Source organism: Nocardia sp. NPDC046473, from assembly GCF_040645995.1.
In the GTDB taxonomy this organism is placed as follows: Bacteria; Actinomycetota; Actinomycetes; order Mycobacteriales; family Mycobacteriaceae; genus Nocardia.
The window spans coordinates 23,685-40,273 of record NZ_JBEYZJ010000006.1 but is presented as its reverse complement, the minus strand read 5'-3'; the positions used below and the strand labels follow the sequence as shown (position 1 = coordinate 40,273).

Below are 16,589 nucleotides of genomic sequence, written 5' to 3'. Positions count from 1 at the left end.
CGAAATAGCTTCGGCCGCAACGTTATCGGTCACGCCATACCTCCTGGGTCGATCGCCACGGTCTCATGTTCGCGGTACCCGGAATTCCCACTCGGCGCCGAAGCCGACCCCGTCATCGGTCTCGGTGAGTAGTTCGGCGGTGCCGCCGAGCGCCTCGATCCGGCCGACGATGGACCGCGAAACCCCGAGCCGCCCTTCGGCTTCCGCTTCGGCCAGCCGACCGGGCGGGATGCCGACTCCGTCGTCGCGCACGCTGATCACCAGCTCATCGCCGGTGTCCTCCAGCAGCACATAGGCTTTCGCGTCTGGCCCGGCGTGCAGTGCGACATTGGACAGCGCCGTCGCCACGGCGGCCGCGATCTCCGCACCTGCCCACCGTCCGATGGGCACCGGATTACCGGGGGTGGACACGAACACCGACGGCGTCGCGTGCACGGTGAGCAGTGGACGCAGATCGACCTCGGCCCCACCGGAATCCTCGCGAACGGCGCTCTCGGTGATCAGCACCCGCAGCGCCACTTCCTGTTCCGCCGCGCGCTGCGCCAATTCCTCAGTGGGCCCACCGATCTCGGTACCGCGCCGCTTGATGTAGCTGAGTACCTGCAGCACGCCGTCGTGCACCTCACGCGAAAGCCGTTCCCGCTCTTCTGTGGCCGCGGTCAACCGAACCGCGCGTTCGAGCTGGTCCTGCGCGCGGCGCGCGGTGTTGGCCGCCAAACCCAGTGCCAGGCCGACGGAAACGAGCACCGGCACGGTCGCATCGGTCCACACGTCCTGCCCCCACTGGTCGCGCACGGTCAACGCGACCGCCGCGATCAACGCACCGGACAGCACCCCGGCGACCGGCCCGCGCAGGATCGCCGCCCCGATCACGGCATTGGTGGCCCACAGCGTCGTCGGCAGCGTCTGATGTCCGTGGTACCAGTCGTAGTCGGCGACCAGCCTGGTCGCCGCCATCAGCGCGATCACCACCACGTGGTCACCGAACACCACCCAGACGCGCACCCGCCGCACATCGGGAAAACGCCACTGCGACAACATGATCGCCGACGCACCGGACCACACCGCCATCAAGGCGATGAGCACCCAGCTCAACCGCTGATTCTGGTAGTAGGGCGCGGAAGCGACCTGCTGCAACACCGCGTACAGCAGCGTCACCAGCCGCAACGCCTGCGCGGCCCGCCACAGCGGCGTGGTCGCCACATCGGACGAGCGCGGTTCAGCCCCGCGCGCCATCAAGCCCCGCCTCCCCCATCGGGCTCAGCTTTTCGGCGCGCCGTCATCGGATTCCGGCGCGGAGACTCGGGTGTCTTCCTTCGCCAAGGTCGCCGCCACATCGAACCGGCCCGGCTCCGGATCGTCCGGCTCGACCTCCCCGGTCTGTAGTTCCTCGAACAACTCCTCCGGACTTCCCGTGAGCAGCGACCGAATAGCGGTATTCATCACCGCGACGAACGGGACCGCGAGCAGACCACCCGCGATCCCGCCGAGCACCACGCCGGCGGTGATAGCCAGCACCACCGCCAGCGGATGGATGCTCACCGCCCGCCCGAGCAGCAGTGGTTGCAGCACATGGCCTTCCAGCTGCATCACCGCGATGATGATGCCGAGCACGATCAGCGACGTGATCAGTCCCTTGGTCACCAGCGCGATGAACACCGCGACGAACCCGGCGACGAACGCGCCGATGATCGGGATGAACGCGCCGATGAACACCAGCGAGGCCAGCGGAAGTGCCAGCGGCACACCGAGAATGCCGAGCCCGGTGCCGATGCCGATGGCATCCACCGCCGCGACGGCCACCGTGGCGCGGACGAACCCGACCAGCGTGCCGAAGCCGAGCTGCCCGGCGGTGCGGACCTTCTCGCGCTGCTCGGTCGGCACGATCCGGGTGACGAAGCGCCAGATCTGATCGCCGCCGTAGAGGAAGAAGATCAGGATGAACAGGGTCAGGAAGGTGCCGGTGAGCAGCTCGGCGATGACCGTCGCGGTGGTCAGCGCACCGCTGGTGAGCCGGTCCTGATTGGACTGGATGGTCTTGATGATCTGGTCGCCCACGTTGCGGATCTGATCGTTGCTCAGATGCGGCGGGCCGGTGATCAGCCAATCCTGGATCTTGTGAATGCTGTTGGTGAATTCGTCGGACAGCTGCGGCACACCCGCGATGAACTGTTCGACGACGAAGGTCATGACCCCCGCGACCAGCCCGAGCGACCCGACCAACGCGACGAATACGCCTACCGAACGCGGCACGCCTAGTCGCTGTAGCCAGTCGACCAGTGGCGCGAGCAGCGCGGCCGCGAGCAAGGCGATCGCCAGCGGAATGACCACCGTCGCCAGCTTCTGCACGATCGCGGCCAGCGCGAGCGTCACCGCGAACAGGATCAGCAGTCGCCAGCCCCACTCCGCCGACACCCGCACGATCGGGTGCACGGAATCAGCGGCAGGCCGCGTCAGGGAGGCATTCCGCTTCGAGCTCGGCTTCGGGTCCGTCACCTGGCCGAGCATAACGAGCAAAGCAGACAGTTGTCCGTCCTCAGCCTGCGCCGGGCCGGGCGAATGCCAGGGCGCGCGACAGCGCCGCGGGAGGCGCGCATGATCGAAACGCTAGATTGTTGGTTGTGTCGGCGCCCTTGGAAGCGGTCAAACAGACCATGCGAACGCGCTGGCCGCTGTACCTGACCTCGATGCTGCTGGCCAACGCCTTCGGCGCGGTGCTGGTCTGGGCCTTCATCCAGTATGGGCTGCCGGTGCCCGAGGGCGCGCACGACGGCGCGCGCGGCACCGGCCTGCTCATCCCCGCGCTGGTCTTCCTGACCGGCGGCCTGCTCAGCATGGCTGCGTCCGCGCTGATGCTGCGCCCGGTGATGCGCTGGCAGATGCGTGGCGGACCACCGAGCCGCCAAGAGCAGATGGCCGCACTGCACGCCCCGCTGCGGCAGGCCATCCTACATCTGGCGCTCTGGCTGATCGGCGGCGCGATCCTGGCGTTGCTGATCATCACCGACGAACCCAAGCTGGCGGGCGCGGTCATCGTCACCCTGTGTATGGCCGCCACCATCGTGTTCGGCTTCACCTACATGCTCGGCGAGCGCATCCTGCGCCCGGTCGCGGCGGCGGCATTGACCGCAGGCACGTTCGACCACACGCTGACCCCCGGTGTCGGCACCCGGATGGCAATGACCTGGGGTATGGGCACTTTCGCCCCCACCATCGCGATCGTGCTGCTGTGCATCACCCAGATCTCCTCGGACGTGAAGTTCTCCGCCCAATCGCTGGCCATCTCCATCCTGCTGCTCTGCGGCGTGGTGATCCTGCAGGCGCTGGCGCTGTCCATGCTGACCGGATCCAGCATCTCCGACCCGGTGCGTCAGCTCAGCCAGGCCATCGACCGGGTGCAGGAGGGCTCGCGCGACGTCCAGGTCGAGGTGTTCGACGGCAGCGAGATCGGGCTGCTGCAGGTCGGTTTCAACCGGATGATGGAAGAGGCCGCCAAGCGCCGCCAGCTGCAGGAACTGTTCGGTCAGCACGTGGGCGAGGAGGTCGCCCAGCGCGCACTCGACTACGGCACCGAGCTCGGCGGTGAAACCCGGTTCGTCGCCGTGCTGTTCGTGGACATGGTCGGCTCCACCGCGACCGCCGCCGAACGCCCGCCGACCGAGGTGGTGAGCCTGCTCAACGAGTTCTTCCGGATCGTGGTCGACGTGATCGACCGGCACAACGGCTTCGTCAACAAGTTCGTCGGCGACGCCGCACTGGCCATTTTCGGCGCGCCGCTGGACCGGCCGGACGCGCCGACCGCCGCGCTGGCCGCGGCCCGCGAACTGCGCGAGGTGCTGCGCGAGGTGCCCGGCCTCGATATCGGGATCGGCGTATCGGCGGGTCTGGCCGTCGCCGGAAATATCGGCGCCGCAAATCGTTTCGAATACACGGTGATCGGCGATCCGGTCAACGAGGCCTCCCGGCTGACCGAGCTCGCCAAAGACCAGCCGGGCCGCACCCTGGCCTCCGGCAGCGCGTTGTATTTCGCCGATGAAAGCGAGCAGGACAAGTGGGAAACCGGCGACGAGGTACAGCTGCGCGGACGGCGGCGAAAAACGCTGCTTGCCTATCCGCAGGAGGGCGATCAGCCTACAGACAGCGAAACGGTGCGTTCGTTAGGCTGACCGGGTGACGGCTAATGGGGAACCGGCAGGAGAACCTGCGCCGACTCCAACGACCGAACACCGCCGTGGCAAATTCTGGTGGGTCAAATGGGTGCTCGGCGTCGCCCTGCTGGCATTGCTGATCGCCGAAGGTATCTATCTGTGGCCGCGACTACACGAATCGTGGCGCAAACTCAGCGACATTCACTGGGGGTGGGTGGCCGCCTGTATTTGGCTGCAGGCCTTGTCGATGAGCGGATTCGGGCGGGTGCAGAAACAACTGCTCAACGCCGGGGGTGTCGCGGTGAGTCAGCGCAAATCCGTCGCGGTGGTCTACGGCGCCACCGCCATGTCCGTCACGTTGCCTGCGGGCCAGGTGTTTTCCACCGCCTTCACCTATCGGCAGACCCGGCGCTTCGGCGCCAGCCCGATCGTCGCGTCCTGGCAGCTGGTGTTCTCCGGCGTGGTCGCCGCGGCGGGGCTGGCGTTGCTCGGGGTCGGCGGCACGCTGTTGTCCGGCGGCACCATCGGGCCGTTCAAACTGATCCTGTCGCTGGCCGCGGTGGTCGCGGTGGTGTGGGGCGGCAACTACGTCTCGCGCAATCCCGGGTCGTTGGAAGCGCTGCTGCGCAAGGCACTCAGCCTGGTCAACCGGGTCCGCAAGCGCCCGGCCGACCAGGGCGCCAACAAGATCGCCGACGTGCTCGCGCAATTGGAGTCGGTGGATCTCGGCAAGCGCGACGGCGCGCTGGTCGCGGTGTGGGCGGTGCTGCACCGGTTCGCCGACGTGGCCTGTCTCGGCGCCGCCTGCTATGCCGTCGGTGCCGAGCCGCGGCTGGCCGGACTGCTGCTCGCGTTCGCCATCGGCAAGGCGGTCGGCTCGATTCCGTTCGCGCCCGGCGGGATCGTCTACGTGGACGCGACACTCATCTACGGTCTCACCGCGGCCGCCGGGCTGCCCGCCGCACAGGCGGTGGCCGCCGCGTTCGTCTACCGGCTGGTGAGCTTCATCCTGGTCGCGATCGTCGGCTGGATCGTTTTCCTGTTCCTGTTCCGCACCCCGCAGGCCGACGACGCCGAGTTCGAGAAGGAATTCTCGCAGCGCCGCTTCTGAATTTTGGCCGCGCGGGCGCGGCGTGGTGGAAACGGACGGCCGAACACGCAGCGCGCGGGCACTTCACATCTCGCAGGACCCACCCAACTACGCTGGCCGGGTGAAGAAACTGGTGCCGTTGTTGGTAGATGCGCTACTGGTAATCCTGTTCTGTGCGATCGGCAGGCGCAGTCACGACGAGGCGGTACTCACCGGGCTACTTCGCACGCTCTGGCCGTTCGCGATCGGCCTGGCGATCGGCTGGACCGTGGCGGTGGCCGCCGCGAGCCGGATGTTCGGCGACGCCGGGCGCGACACGCGATTCGACGGAACCGCGCTGTGGCCCACCGGAATTCTGGTCTGGCTCGGCACCCTCTGCGGCGGCATGCTGCTGCGCGTGGTCAGCGGTCAGGGCACCGCATTCAGCTTCATCCTGGTCGCGGCGGTGGTGCTCGCACTGTTCCTGCTCGGCTGGCGCGCCGCCATCACCGCGTTGAAATAAGAATTACGTCTCCGGCGCGGCCAGCGACTGCAGCATCCGCACCGCCATCCGCGAAGTGGCGTCGCCGCTGTCCACGTCGTTGATGTGGATGGCGAAGGCCAGGTCGCCCATGATCGCGATCAACCAGCCGTCGCGCCCCGCGGTCGCGCTGTAGCCGTTGACGTCTCGGTACCCGCGCAGGCTGGCGAGATCGGGCGCGTTGGTCGAATCGCGCAGCATGCCGTGCAGCCGGTCGGCGATCTCCGGCGACAGCGGGGCGAGCTGGGCGTCGGTGGTGCTCGGCCGGGCCACCTCGATCATCGGCGGCGGCACCGCGCCGCGGGCGATCGCGGCGGCGGCGATCGCCATCCCGAAGGGGCTGGCCAGCACCGCATCCGAACCGCCACCCTGCCTGACCTGCTCGGCGCTGCGGCCCGCGACGGCAAGCCGCCCGGTCACCTCGTCGAGACCGGGCACCTTGAAGTCGATGCCGACGCCGAGCGTCGTCGCGGCCTCGGCCGCCTCCTGCACCGGAATCTCTTGCGGTGCCTTGCCTTTGGCGACGGCCGCGATATTGCGGAACAGCTCGATATTGCCGCCGACCGGATACAGCCCGGTGAAGGCGACCGGTCCGTGCTCGCTGGCCTGGGTGTTCTGCGCGACCGCGACCACCGCGCCGCTGGAGGGCTGGATGGCCACGATCGAGGCGGGGGTCGCCGCGCTGACCACCGCGTCCTCGGCGGCGCGCTGCAGGCGCTGGTCCATGGTGCCCGCGATGTCCGGGCCGGGCGGGCCCTGCACGCCGGCCAGCTGACCGACGAAGCGACCGTCCTGTTCGAAAATCTGTACACCCCAGCCGGAGTGGTTCGCCTGACTTTCCTGCTGCACCTTGCTCAGTGCGTCGAGCATGGGCGACCAGACCCGGCGGTCGGCGGAGATGAGCCGCGGCTGCTTCTCCATGACCACGCCGGGGATCGGCGCCATGTCCTTTTCCAGGATCGCGAAGTCGGGCTCGCGCAGGTTCACCGCGACCACCGGCTTGCCCTGCGAGGTGGCCACCTGCTGCATCAGCGACGGCCCGGTGATCAGCGGCGCGACCGGCTCGATGGCCTTGGCCAGCGCGTTGGTCGAGCCGACCGGGTCGGGCATCTTCGCGGGGTCGAGCTTGATCACGTTGATGGTCTGCTCGGTCATCAGCGGCTGGCCCGCGATGTCGTTGACCCGCGGGGCCGGGGCCGGCTCGGTGCGCACCAGGCGCACGGTGCGATTGTGGTCGAGCTGCGGCATGACGATCGCCGGATCCCAGGAGATGCGCCAGCCGATGGCGAGCTTGCGTACGTTGCCCTGCAGGCTGTAGGTCCAGTTCTTGCCCTCGCCGAAGTTCCAGTCGGCGTCCATGCTGAAGATCGCCGCCTCGGAATCGAGGCCGATGTATTGCGTCTTCTTGTAATCGGCCTTGCCCGGTTGCAGCCCAGCAAACATTTGCTTCAGCGTTGCCGAAGCCGCCGACGGATACGACGTGAGCTCCGAAGCCTTGACGTAATCCTGCTTGTCCAACAGCTCGGTGAAACGCTCTACGACAGCCTCGGCCTCGTTCTTACCCTCGTGTACGCCGCACGATCCCATCGCGATCGCGAGCGCCGCCACCCCCGCGAGTGCCATAGCGCCCCGGACGCGAAAGCGGCGGGATCCCCAGACATCCATGTCGCCCACTCTTCACTCTTGTCACTCCAGTAACAAGACCACCGTACCTGAAAAAGACCTGTCTGCGGTGCCTACGCCACAAGGACGTTACCTATGCTCAGCATCTCAATTGTGCCCGAAATCTCCCGTCTCGGGGGACCGATCATGATCGTTTATCCAGTGCTGCGGCGACAACCGGCGCCGCTACCGTACCGGGGCCCCACGCAAAGTTGTGCGCTTACTGCCTTACTCGGCGTTTCGGATCAATGAGTACCCAGAGCGAGCGTCTACGAACCGCAAATCACCCCCGTTAACCAGCGGCGAACTCTGTTCGCACAGAGCGGAACCATTGTCCGGGATTGCGACGTAATCTTGTAATCACTGTAAGCAACACTGAAAAGTAAGCAGGTGAATCCCTCATGAGACACGAACATCGGGGTCGAGGATTCGGACGACCGGGCGGCTGGCAGCAGGCCGACCTCCCGGATCCCGCGGACGCGCCGGACTGGTTCGCGGGCCGGTTGCCCGCAGACTGGTTCGTCGGCGCGCCCGTCATCGAGATCGACCGGGACGAGATCGTCGTCATCGGCGAGCTGCCGATCACCCAGCCCAAGACCCCCGTCGACACACCTGCGGAAGGCGACGCGGACGCGCCGACCGAGGAAGTTCCGCAGGCGACGAAGGAGGGCGCCATCTCCCGCTTCCGTGAGTCGACCCGCGGGGCCCGCATGCAGATCGCCGACGAGGCGCAACGTCGCTACGGACGCAGCGTCGCGTGGGGCGTGTCGGTGGGCGGCGAGCGGGTCATGTTCACCCACCTGGCGGTTCCGGTGATGACCCGGCTGCGGCAGCCCGAACGCAAGGTGCTCGACACCCTTGTCGACTCGGGCGTGGCGCGCTCGCGGGCCGACGCGCTGGCCTGGACCGTGAAACTGGCCGGTAAGCACGCGGAATCCTGGCTGGAGGAGCTACGCGGCGCCATGCGCAAGGTGGACGACCTGCGCTCGGAAGGACCGCAGGGGCTCTAGCGACGCGCCCGGACGCAGTAGCTTGCGCCGGGAAGGCCGCTCATGCACAACGGACTAATGTTGCGGGCATGTCCGCACCCGGTCCGATCCTGGTTCTCAACGGCCCGAACCTGAACATGCTCGGCACTCGTCAGCCGGAGGTCTACGGGTCGGCGACGCTCGACGACGTCGTCGAACTCTGCCGGCAGATCGCGCACCGCTGCGGCCGCGAGATCGTCGCCTTCCAATCCAATTCCGAAGGCGCGCTGATCGACCGGATCCACGCGGCGCGCGGCGTCGAATCGGGCATCGTGATCAATCCCGGCGGGCTCACGCACACCTCGGTGGCCCTGCGGGACGCGCTGGTGATCCCGGAACTCCCCATCGTGGAGGTGCACATCAGCAACGTGCACGCCCGCGAAGAGTTCCGGCATCACTCCTACATCTCCCCGATCGCCACCGCCGTGGTCGCCGGCATGGGCATCCAGGGCTACGCCGCCGCGATCGAATTCCTGGTGCGCACAACCTGATTACGCAGACCCGCGCGTTCAGTTGATCTGGAAGACCGGGAAACCCGGTGCGATGGCGGCCAATTCGTCGTCGGTCGCGTCCTTGGTGACGCCCTCGAAGAACTTGCCGACCTCCCAGCCCCACTTCTGCAGGTAGAGCCGCAGCACCGGGACCTTGTCCGCGTCGGCGAGCTCGGTGGCGGTGAATTCCTCGACCTTGCGGCCGAGCCGCAGCTCACCGCCGCCTGACGCGCGCAGGTTGCGCACCCACTGGGTGTGTCCGCGCGGGGCGACCAGGAAGCGGGCACCGTCCTCGCGAACCAGCAGGTTGACCATCGTGGTGCGCCACTCCCCGCTCTTGCGGCCGCGGACCGCGAGCAGCCGCGAACCCATCACGCTGATACCGAGCCTGGGCAGCCAGTTGGCGATCCGGTTCATGATCGGGTCCAGGCCGGCCGGGCCGATGTAGCGGGTGCTGTGGTCCATGATCTTCACTCCTTAGCGAGCACTGCTCTCTGTTGCGATAAGTGTTCCACTTTGGCGAACACAAAGTCAAGAGCAGTGCTCTCTTTTTCTGTTTTCGCCGTTCAGCAGCGCGTTCGCAGTACATCCACAGGTCTCACAGGGGATGACAAGCCTGTGGATGAATCGGAACGGGCCGACGCGCACCAGCTCGGCACGCACCCGACAATGTGGGGATGACGCGCGAGACCGTTCGCCGGGTAGTGCTTGCCCCGGACAAGTTCAAGGGGTCGCTCACCGCACCGCGGGTGGCGGCGGCGCTTGCCGCGGGCATCGCGCGGGTCGCACCGCAGGTGCGGATCCGACAGGTACCGGTCGCCGACGGCGGCGACGGGACCGTCGACGCGTTCGTGGCCGCCGGGTGGGCGCGGGTCGAGTTGATCGCGCCCGGTCCGACGGGCGTGCCCGACCGCACGTCGTATGCGAGGCACGAGACGACGGCCGTCATCGAATTGGCGACGGTTGTCGGACTGGAGAAACTCCCTGGGGGCCAACCGGATCCACTCGGCGCGAGCACCTTCGGCCTCGGTGTCGTCATCGCGCACGCCCTCGACCACGGTGCCACCGACATCGTCCTCGGCCTGGGCGGCAGCGCCTCCACCGACGGCGGAGCAGGCATGGCGCAGGCGCTCGGCGCCCGGATTCTGGACGCCGACGGCAACGAATTACCCCATGGCGGTGCGGCTTTGGCGCACGCCGCACAGTTGGACCGCTCCGCTATGCACGCCGGAATCGCCGCCGCCACTGTCACATTGGCCTGCGACGTCGACAACCCGTTACTCGGGCCGACCGGAGCCGTCGCGGTCTACGCACCCCAGAAAGGTGCTGACACAGGGGATCTCGAAACGCTGGAGACCGCGCTCACCAACTGGGCACGGCTGGCGGGACACGATGTCGCAAGTGAGCCCGGCGCCGGTGCCGCAGGCGGAACTGGTTTCGGCGCATTGGCTTTGCTCGGCGCAGAGGTCCGCAGCGGCATCGAGGTAATCCTCGAACTCCTCGACTTCCCTGCCCTACTCGCCGGCGCCGACCTGGTGATCACCGGCGAAGGCTCGCTCGATACCCAAAGCCTGCACGGCAAAGCCCCGATCGGCGTCTGTGACACAGCCCGCAAGGCAGGCGTCCCCGTCATCGCCGTCGTCGGCCGCACACTCCTTGCCGCCCACGAGATTCGAGCAGCAGGCTTCACCGCCTGCTACCCGCTCACCGACCTGGAGCCGGACCCCGCCCGCTCGATCGCCGACGCGAGCCCCCTCCTGGAACAGATCGGCGCACGGATAGCCGAACAGCACCTGCGCCGCTAGGTCACCGAGGCGAGCAGGTTTCCGACGAGTTCGTTGCGATACCTCTCGCCCCATTCTTCGAGGGGACGCAAGGCTGCGGCGAGTTCCACGCCGAGCGGGGTGAGGGAGTACTCGACGCGGGGCGGGACCTCGGGGTAGACCTCGCGGTGCACGACGCCGCTCGCCTCGAGGTGACGCAGGTTTTCCGCGAGCACCTTTTCGCTGACGCCGGTGAGCAGGCGACGGATCTCGCCGAACCGTTGCGGGCGGGCGCTCAGCGCCCACATCAGGTGCAGTTTCCACTTGCCGCCGACGACATCGATCGCCACGGACATGCCACACACGTCGTGATCCGCGTCACCGCTCATGTCCACCGCACTCCTTCTGACCGCATTTCGAACCTCTAGGTAAGCAACCCCACCTGAACGTTCGGTCTTCCCGACCCTACCTGCGACAACGAGTATTGATTCCGGCGCCGACACCATCCGATCGAGAACCGAAGGGACACATAATGTCCGAACAGACCAGCCCCCGCTCCGTCTCCGTCGTCGGCCTCGGCCCGATGGGCCAGGCGATGGTCCGGGCCTTCCTGGACGCCGGCGTCCAGGTGACCGTGTGGAACCGCAGCAGCGACAAGGTCGACGCGATGATCGCGCTCGGCGCCGAACGCGCCGCGACGGTCGCCGACGCACTCGACGCCAACGAGGTGACCGTGCTGAGCCTCACCCACTACGCCGCCATGTACGACGTGCTCGGGCCTGCGACCGATCACCTGGCGGGCAAGGTGATCGCCAACCTGTCCTCCGATTCGCCGGACAAGGCGCGCAAGGGTGCCGAGTGGGTCCGCTCGCACGGTGCGCAATTCATTTCCGGCGGCGTGATGTCGGCGGGCGACAATATCGTCCATCCCGCGTCGTACATCTTCTACAGCGGTCCGCGCGAGGTCTTCGACGCGCACGCCGACCTGCTGCGGCCGCTGAGCCCGCAGGAGTACCTCGGCGCGGACGACGGTCTCGCACAGGTCTTCTACCAGGCGCTGCTGACCATCTTCCACCCGTGGTTGCTCGCGTTCGACCAGGCGACCGCGCTGATCGACCGCTCCGGGCACAGCATCGCCCAGTTCGTGCCGTTCGCCATCCGCTCGGCCGCCGCGTTCCCCTACTTCATGGAGGAGTTCTCGGTCGCCAACCAGAACGGCGGCTGGGCCAGCCTGGCGAGCCTGAAGATGATGGACGCGGGCGCGCAGCACATCATCGACGCCAGCGAGGAGGTCGGCGTGGACGCGACGTTCTCGCACACCGCACAGTCTTTGTGGCGCAAGGCCATTGCCGCCAGCGAGGCGAAGGGCGAGGCGGTGTCGACCTACGCTCTACTGCGCGGCGAGAAGGTGTAGCCGCTTGCGGTTCAAGCGGTTTCGGTGCTCGACCCGAGACGCGGGAAGGGGGTGGTGGCGAAGATGACCTCCACCGCAACCTCGAAGTAGGCCGAAATCCGCAGTGCGAGATGCAGGCTCGGGCTGTACTCGCCGCGCTCCAGGTAGCCTACGGTCTGATAGTGCACGCCGAGCGCCTCCGCCAACTCGCGCCGCGAGATGCCGCGCTCGGCGCGCAGCATCGCGATGCGGTTGTAGATGGCCTCACTAGGCACGCTTCATCGCCTTCTCGCGGCGGGCGGCGACGCTGGAGCCGGACTCGCGCCGCGCCATCCTGCGCAGCACCATCGGCGCGAGGAGTAGCCCGATCAGCGCCCAGACACCAAGCACCCCAACGGTTTCCAGGTGCCGCCAGGACTGGCCGAGCTCGACGGCCGCCGCCTGGTCCGGCAGCATCGCCGAGCGCATGCCGAGCCCGAGCCAGTACACCGGAAACACCTGGGCCGTGCCCTGCAACCAGCCGGGCATCGACGTGATCGGATAGAAGATGCCGGATACCGCGACCAGTCCCGTGATCGGGAGCGTCATGAACGCGAAGTTGCGCGGATTGGCGAACATCGACCCGAACACGGCCCCGATCGGCAAGGTGGCGAGCAGCCCGAGCACCAGCACCCAGGCCAACGTCAGCCAGGACCCGACATCGTCGAGCGCGAGCCCGTCGACGATGAACGACCCGGCGACCAGAATGACCGCACTGGGAATGAGCACCATGCCGGACACCTGGATGATTTTGCCGACCAGGAAGCCGATCATGCCGTTCGGGGTCGCCTTGGCCCGCAACAGCGTGCCGTCCTCGCGGTCGATGGTGAGCTGCTGCCCCATGCCGACCATTCCGTTCATCGCGACCAGCATGCCGATCACGCTGGGCAAGGCGAGCGAGCCGAGCAGCAGTCCGCTCGACTGGAACGACGCGTGCCGCAGGAAGAACAGCACGACCAGCACGACCAGCGGCCAGAACAGCAGCCCGAACAGGTCTTGACCGTTGGTGAGCAACTGCCGCAACTCGATTGCGCCGCGAGCCCAGCCCTGGCGAACGGCCACCGCGATCGGGTTCATCGCCCTACCTCCTCGATCGTGCGCAGCTCGGACTCGACCTGGCCGGATTCGAACCGGCGCACCAGCGTCATATAGGTGTCCTCCAGCGAGGCGCGGCGAACCTCCAGGTCGCCGATCGCGTCACCGTGTTGCTTGAAAAGTTCGTAGACGAACTTGGTCGATTCAGCGGTCGAGTGCACGAACCGTTGCCCGTCGTTGGTCCAGCTCACCTCCGCTTCGCCGGCGATCCGGCGGGAGAGCTCGTCGGCCGATCCGTCGGCGATGATCCGCCCGCCTGCCAAGATCAGAATCCGATCGGCGAGCTTCTCGGCCTCGTCGAGGTCGTGCGTGGTGAGCAGGATGGTGGTCTGCTGGTCGTCGGCCAGCCGATGCACCAGATCGTGGAACTCGCGCCTGGCCTCCGGGTCGAAACCCGCGGTCGGCTCATCCAGGAACAGCACCTCGGGGCGGCCGACGATGCCGATCGCGACGTCGATCCGGCGGCGCTGGCCGCCGGACAGGTCCTTGATTTTGCTGGACGACTGGTCGGTGAGGCCCACCGATTTGATGAGTTCGTCTGTGTCCCACGGCCGTTGGATGCTGTCGGTGCGGTAGGGCGCATAGAAGGCACCCAGATAGTCCAGCATTTCCCGCACCCGCCACTTGCCGTGATCACGCCACGATTGCAGGACGACGCCGATGCGCGCCCGCCACGCCTCCCCGCCGTGCGCCGGATCGACACCGAGCACTTCGACACGGCCCGCCGACCGCATGCGGAAGCCCTCCAGGATCTCGATGATGGTGGTCTTACCCGCCCCGTTCGGGCCGAGTAGCACCAGCACTTCGCCGTGCCTCGCTTGGAACGTCACGTCGCGCAGAACGTCAGTACTGCCGTATCGCATACGCAATTTCTCGACGTCGAGTGCGACGCCTTGACCCAAGGTCATGGTTCTCCCCCCGTTGCAGGTGCCCTTCGATTCGTAGCATACCTACTACATTTCACAGCAACAATGCTTTCTTCGAATCGCCCCCTTGACATGCAGCCATTCGGCTGCCTAATCTCAAAACATGCAGCCGAACGGCTGCATAAAGCGAAAGGTGACATGGACGAGGTATTCAAGGCGCTCGCCGACCCCAATCGCCGGCGGCTGCTCGACAGTCTCAATGCCCGCAACGGGCAAACCCTGCGCGAGCTGTGCGCCGGGCTCGAGCTGGCGCGCCAGTCGGTCAGCAAGCACCTCGCCGTGCTGGAGGCGGCCAACTTGATCAGCACTCGCCGCAGCGGCCGCGAAAAACTGCACTACCTCAATGCCGAACCCATCAATGCCATCACCGAACGCTGGATCACCCGCTACGACCGGGCGCGCGTACACGCACTCGCCGATCTCAAGAAAGCTTTGGAGGCAGCACCCATGAGCGACAACACCTTCGTCTACACGACCTTCATCAAGACCACCCGGGAAAAGCTGTGGCAGGCGCTGACCGAGCCGGCTTTCACCAAGCGCTACTGGGGCTCGTCCTTCGACACCGACTGGCAGCCCGGCTCCGAAATGGTCTGGCACCAACAGGATTGGACCAGCAAGGACCCCGAGCAGGTGGTGCTGGAAGCCGACCCGTACAACAAGCTCGCCTACACCTGGCACACCTTCGATCCCGCGTTCGCCGAGGCCTTCGACATGAACCCCGACCTCGTCGCCGCCTGGGCCCGCGAACCGCGCTCCCAGGTTTCCTTCGAACTCGAGCAGGCCAGCGGCGATGTGGTCAAGCTGACCGTCGTACACAACAATTTTCCGCCGAACAGCGGTGTGCAGGAAGGGATCAGCGGCGGCTGGCCGGGCATCCTGTCCAACCTCAAGACCTTGCTGGAGACGGGCGAGGTGCTGCCCGACCTGGCGGTGTAGTCGGCGCAGCGGGTACCGGTGCGTAGCCGAAACGGATTCCTCGCGGCCACGCACCGGTAAGCTGCACAGGTCCGTGTCCAGCTCGGTTGGAGCACGCGTCCGTCAGGGCGATTGCGGGACTGAGCCCGTCGCACAAATTGGGGAATTCATGATCAAGGTCCTGCTCCAAACCTCTATGGGTGACATCGAGCTCGAACTCGACGAAACGAAAGCACCCAAGACCGTGCGAAACTTCCTGACCTACGTCAACAGTGGCCATTACGACGACACCATCTTCCACCGCGTGATCGACGGCTTCATGATCCAGGGCGGCGGGCTCGACAAGACCATGCGGGAAAAGCCGGCCCCGAACAGGGTCGAGAACGAGGCCAAGAACGGGCTGAAGAACCTCACCTACAGCGTCGCCATGGCTCGCACGTCCGACCCGCAGTCGGCCTCCGCGCAGTTCTTCATCAACACCAGCGACAACGCGTTCCTCGACTACCCGGGTCAAGACGGTTGGGGCTACGCGGTATTCGGCAAAGTCTCCCGCGGCCACGACGTCGTCGACCAGATCGGGAAGGTCGAGACCGGCGGACAGGACGTACCGGTCCAGCAGGTAGTGCTCACCTCGGCCACCGTGACCCGCTGACCAGCGGCGCAGGTATATTGCGGACTCTGACTTGTGAGGGGTCCGCGGTGGCAGTACAGAGTGATGAGTTCTTCCGGGTCATCGGCGGCCTGGTCGACGTGCAGGGCAGCAAGGGTGCGAAGTACACCTCGTACAAGGTGCGCGGGAAGCTGTTCGGCTACTACTGGCCGCGCACCCAGACGGTCGGATTGAAACAGCTGCTGTCCGAACAGAAGGCGTTGGTCTCCGAGCGGCCCGACGTCTTCGAAGAACAGTTCACGGCAGGCGGTTTCGGCTGGGTCGTGGTCCACCTGGCGGGTATCGAGGCGGATGAGCTGGCCGAGCTGGTGTTCGAGGCCTGGCGGTTGTCGGCTCCGGACGACCTGGTCGCCCAGGTCCCGGACCTGCCGCAATCAGCCGAGCGGTTTTCCTAACCGCGGTAGATCTCCACATACGCGTTGGTGGCAATGGCGACGACGCCAGGGCCCACGCCGGTGCACGCGGTCGATATGCGCTGGCCGTCCGGGGTGAACGGGTAGCTGAGTATCTTGTAGGCGCCGACGCCGTAGAGCGGGAACGGTCCGCTGGCATACAGGCCGAAGCAGTCGACGTGCAGGACGTAATTGCTGCCACCATCGGGTTGGCAGGTCGCGGACGCACCGAAAAGGTCCCGCTGGACGGCACAATCCTGCGGTGCTGCCTGTGCGGTGCCGGAGCCGATAACTGCAACAAAGGCAAGCCCCGAAACACCGGCGGCCACGAGGCGGGCGGCGGTGGTAATTGTCTTTCGCATTTTAACTCCTCCTGTTGCGTGTGTTGTCGGTGTGGAGCGCCGAAAGGTTACGTCCAGGCAGTCGAATTCAGTGCCCCCAAATTCAGGGGCACGAG

The 16,589-nt window shown here is 66.6% G+C and carries 18 protein-coding genes, 1 tRNA gene and 1 pseudogene; 10 read left to right on the top strand and 10 right to left on the bottom strand.

Annotation, left to right across the window (positions count from 1 at the left end):
- Positions 1–63: 63 nt before the first annotated feature.
- Both ABZ942_RS21705 and ABZ942_RS21700 read right to left on the bottom strand, forming a co-directional pair.
- Entirely contained in the window at positions 64–1,236 is a 1,173-nt protein-coding gene (locus ABZ942_RS21705; protein WP_357384669.1) for a DUF5931 domain-containing protein, read from the bottom strand.
- A 24-nt stretch (positions 1,237–1,260) separates the two neighbouring features.
- On the bottom strand, positions 1,261–2,433 hold the full coding sequence (locus tag ABZ942_RS21700) for an AI-2E family transporter (RefSeq protein WP_357385841.1): 1,173 nt from the start codon (positions 2,431–2,433) through the stop codon (positions 1,261–1,263).
- A 221-nt stretch (positions 2,434–2,654) separates the two neighbouring features.
- On the opposite strand from ABZ942_RS21700, the gene ABZ942_RS21695 reads away from it, so the two are divergent.
- From ABZ942_RS21695 to ABZ942_RS21685, 3 genes are all read left to right on the top strand, one after another.
- Positions 2,655–4,166, top strand: coding sequence for an adenylate/guanylate cyclase domain-containing protein (locus ABZ942_RS21695; RefSeq protein WP_357385839.1), 1,512 nt, complete (start codon positions 2,655–2,657; stop codon positions 4,164–4,166).
- Positions 4,167–4,170: 4 nt separating this feature from the next.
- Positions 4,171–5,259, top strand: coding sequence for a YbhN family protein (locus tag ABZ942_RS21690; protein WP_357384667.1), 1,089 nt, complete (start codon positions 4,171–4,173; stop codon positions 5,257–5,259).
- Between the two features lie 100 nt (positions 5,260–5,359).
- On the top strand, positions 5,360–5,740 hold the full coding sequence (locus ABZ942_RS21685; protein WP_357384665.1) for a DUF3054 domain-containing protein: 381 nt from the start codon (positions 5,360–5,362) through the stop codon (positions 5,738–5,740).
- Positions 5,741–5,743: 3 nt separating this feature from the next.
- Here the strand turns inward: ABZ942_RS21685 and ABZ942_RS21680 are convergent, their stop codons facing one another.
- On the bottom strand, positions 5,744–7,423 hold the full coding sequence (locus tag ABZ942_RS21680) for an NTF2-like N-terminal transpeptidase domain-containing protein (protein WP_357384663.1): 1,680 nt from the start codon (positions 7,421–7,423) through the stop codon (positions 5,744–5,746).
- 398 nt (positions 7,424–7,821) lie between these two features.
- Here ABZ942_RS21680 and ABZ942_RS21675 point away from each other — a divergent pair, with 398 nt between their 5' ends.
- Entirely contained in the window at positions 7,822–8,430 is a 609-nt protein-coding gene (locus ABZ942_RS21675; RefSeq protein ID WP_357384662.1) for a hypothetical protein, read from the top strand.
- Positions 8,431–8,498: 68 nt separating this feature from the next.
- Complete coding sequence (gene aroQ / locus ABZ942_RS21670; protein ID WP_357384661.1) at positions 8,499–8,939, top strand: type II 3-dehydroquinate dehydratase; 441 nt, start codon at positions 8,499–8,501, stop codon at positions 8,937–8,939.
- Positions 8,940–8,957: 18 nt separating this feature from the next.
- Here aroQ and ABZ942_RS21665 read toward each other — a convergent pair whose 3' ends face one another.
- Positions 8,958–9,404: a nitroreductase family deazaflavin-dependent oxidoreductase gene (locus tag ABZ942_RS21665; protein ID WP_357384659.1), complete on the bottom strand. Its 447-nt coding sequence runs from the start codon at positions 9,402–9,404 to the stop codon at positions 8,958–8,960.
- A gap of 212 nt (positions 9,405–9,616) precedes the next feature.
- Between ABZ942_RS21665 and ABZ942_RS21660 the strand changes: the two genes are divergently transcribed.
- Positions 9,617–10,744, top strand: a complete 1,128-nt coding sequence (locus ABZ942_RS21660) for a glycerate kinase (RefSeq protein ID WP_357384657.1) — start codon at positions 9,617–9,619, stop codon at positions 10,742–10,744.
- Here the strand turns inward: ABZ942_RS21660 and ABZ942_RS21655 are convergent.
- Positions 10,741–11,091, bottom strand: coding sequence for a helix-turn-helix domain-containing protein (locus ABZ942_RS21655; protein ID WP_357384655.1), 351 nt, complete (start codon positions 11,089–11,091; stop codon positions 10,741–10,743). The two genes, ABZ942_RS21660 and ABZ942_RS21655, sit on opposite strands and share 4 nt — an antisense overlap.
- A 143-nt stretch (positions 11,092–11,234) precedes the next feature.
- Here ABZ942_RS21655 and ABZ942_RS21650 point away from each other — a divergent pair, with 143 nt between their 5' ends.
- Complete coding sequence (locus ABZ942_RS21650; protein WP_357384653.1) at positions 11,235–12,116, top strand: NAD(P)-binding domain-containing protein; 882 nt, start codon at positions 11,235–11,237, stop codon at positions 12,114–12,116.
- 11 nt (positions 12,117–12,127) lie between these two features.
- Here ABZ942_RS21650 and ABZ942_RS21645 read toward each other — a convergent pair whose 3' ends face one another.
- The 4 genes and pseudogenes from ABZ942_RS21645 to ABZ942_RS21630 form a co-directional block, all read right to left on the bottom strand.
- Positions 12,128–12,370 carry a helix-turn-helix transcriptional regulator gene (locus ABZ942_RS21645; protein WP_357384651.1) on the bottom strand — a complete coding sequence of 81 codons (243 nt, stop codon included), beginning with the start codon at positions 12,368–12,370 and terminating at the stop codon, positions 12,128–12,130.
- Complete coding sequence (locus ABZ942_RS21640; RefSeq protein ID WP_357384649.1) at positions 12,363–13,211, bottom strand: ABC transporter permease; 849 nt, start codon at positions 13,209–13,211, stop codon at positions 12,363–12,365. Before ABZ942_RS21640 ends, ABZ942_RS21645 begins: the two co-directional genes overlap by 8 nt.
- A 33-nt stretch (positions 13,212–13,244) precedes the next feature.
- Positions 13,245–13,322: transfer RNA gene (locus ABZ942_RS21635), tRNA-OTHER, on the bottom strand.
- A 266-nt stretch (positions 13,323–13,588) separates the two neighbouring features.
- A pseudogene (locus tag ABZ942_RS21630) lies at positions 13,589–14,092 on the bottom strand (ABC transporter ATP-binding protein); the annotation flags it as partial.
- Between the two features lie 201 nt (positions 14,093–14,293).
- On the opposite strand from ABZ942_RS21630, the gene ABZ942_RS21625 reads away from it, so the two are divergent.
- The 3 genes from ABZ942_RS21625 to ABZ942_RS21615 all read left to right on the top strand — a co-directional run bounded on the left by ABZ942_RS21625 (position 14,294) and on the right by ABZ942_RS21615 (position 16,135).
- On the top strand, positions 14,294–15,091 hold the full coding sequence (locus tag ABZ942_RS21625) for a metalloregulator ArsR/SmtB family transcription factor (protein WP_357385837.1): 798 nt from the start codon (positions 14,294–14,296) through the stop codon (positions 15,089–15,091).
- Between the two features lie 148 nt (positions 15,092–15,239).
- A complete protein-coding gene (locus ABZ942_RS21620; protein WP_357384647.1) occupies positions 15,240–15,722 on the top strand; it encodes a peptidylprolyl isomerase in 483 nt (160 codons plus the stop codon).
- A 47-nt stretch (positions 15,723–15,769) separates the two neighbouring features.
- Positions 15,770–16,135, top strand: coding sequence for an MmcQ/YjbR family DNA-binding protein (locus tag ABZ942_RS21615; RefSeq protein ID WP_357384645.1), 366 nt, complete (start codon positions 15,770–15,772; stop codon positions 16,133–16,135).
- On the opposite strand, the gene ABZ942_RS21610 is transcribed toward ABZ942_RS21615, so the two are convergent.
- Complete coding sequence (locus tag ABZ942_RS21610; protein ID WP_357384643.1) at positions 16,132–16,494, bottom strand: hypothetical protein; 363 nt, start codon at positions 16,492–16,494, stop codon at positions 16,132–16,134. The two genes, ABZ942_RS21615 and ABZ942_RS21610, sit on opposite strands and share 4 nt — an antisense overlap.
- Between the last annotated feature and the right edge of the window lie 95 nt (positions 16,495–16,589).